We start from the raw sequence: 1,545 nt of genomic DNA on the forward strand, positions 1-1,545 counted from the left end.
GCGGTCCGGGCGTAGATGCCGCCGGCGGCCCCGCCGCTGACCAGACCATTGGCGTTGATGGTGGCGGTGCCGGCCGATGACAGGGCCAGGATGGCGTAGCCGCTGTCGCTCGAAATGGGGAAGGGTTGACGATCGTCACCGAAGCTCACCGGGTTTCCGCCCGTGGTGCTGACGGCCCCGACGTGGATGCCGATGTTGCCGGCGGTCGCGGCATAGATGCCCGGTGCGCCGTTGGCGGTGATGGATCCGGTCGAGCGGTCGCCCGCCGTCCCGATATCGATCGCACCGGTGCCGGTCACGGCATAGATACCGGTCGTCCCCGACACTGCGCCGTCGACATTGACGTTGACGGCACCACTACCGGTGTTGATGGCCGAAACGCCGGCATGGCCGGTTGCGCCCGTCGCGCCACCGGCGAGGGCGACCGTCAGCAGGCCGCCGTTGGCCGAGGCCTGGACACCCGCGCCGCCGGTGCCGATCACGCGTGATCCGGCCGTGTTCGACGCAACGGTCACCGCGCCCGAGCCATCGGTCGTGGCCAGTACGCCGGTCACGCCGCTGACCGTGCTGGCACCGGTCACATTGACCCGCACCAGACCGGTGCCGGCGTTGGTAATGGTGGCCGAAACCCCCATGCCGTTGGCCGAGTCGGCATTTGCCGTCGAGACCGTCACATTGCCGCTGCCGCCGCTGGTCGTGGCGACGAGGCCGCCGAGAACGCCCGTCGCCGTGCCCTGGGAGGCGAGATTGACCGACGCGCCCAGAGCCCGGCCGTACAGACCGAACTGCGTCAGGCCGCTGACCACTCCGGTGGTCTGGACGTCGATGCCGATGCCGCTGGTGGCCCGGGTCGCGGTATAGATGCCGTCATAGCCGCTGATGCTGGCACCGGTCGCCAGGACCGAGACAGCACCGGTGCCGCTCGCTTCGGCATAGATGCCGTCGCCGAACCAGGTCGGGCCCGCGTTCGACAGGATGGAGCCCTGGGCGGTGATGTCGATATTGCCGCCGATCGTCTGGGCGCTGATCGCCGAACCCGAGGTCGACGTGACCGGGCCGGCGGTGCGGATCGTCAGCGTATTGTCGGCCAGAAGGCCGTTGTTGATGCCGATGATGCCGTAGCTGGTCTCGCCGGTGACCGGACCGCTGGCGTCGATGACGACCCGGCCGTTCAGCACGGCCAGGCTGCCGGTCGCCCGCTGGTTCGAGGCGACGATGCCACGCGTCGCGCCGGTGACACTGCCGACGGCAACATTGATGTCGCCTTCGCTGGTAGCGAAAACACCGGTGGCCCCGGCGACAACCGGGCCGGTGCGCTGCTCGGTCGACCCGATGGTCACCGTGCCGGCGCCATTGGCGCGGGCGTTGATGCCGTTCGTCCCCGCGCCGCTTGTCACGCTGCCGCCGGACAGGATCGAGATCGCGCCGCCATTGCGGTTGTTCGCCTCGATACCGACGAGAGCCGCATTGATCGCGCCGGTGGTGACGATGCTGATGTTGCCGCCGAAGGCGTCGGCCTGGATCGCGTCACCCGCTGCCGCCGTC

The 1,545-nt window shown here is 69.5% G+C and carries 1 pseudogene; it reads right to left on the bottom strand.

The features are described from left to right. A pseudogene (locus AACZ75_RS15675) lies at nucleotides 1-1,545 on the bottom strand (hypothetical protein); the annotation flags it as partial.

Origin of the sequence: uncultured Brevundimonas sp., from assembly GCF_963975535.1 — a bacterium.
Taxonomy (GTDB): domain Bacteria; phylum Pseudomonadota; class Alphaproteobacteria; order Caulobacterales; family Caulobacteraceae; genus Brevundimonas.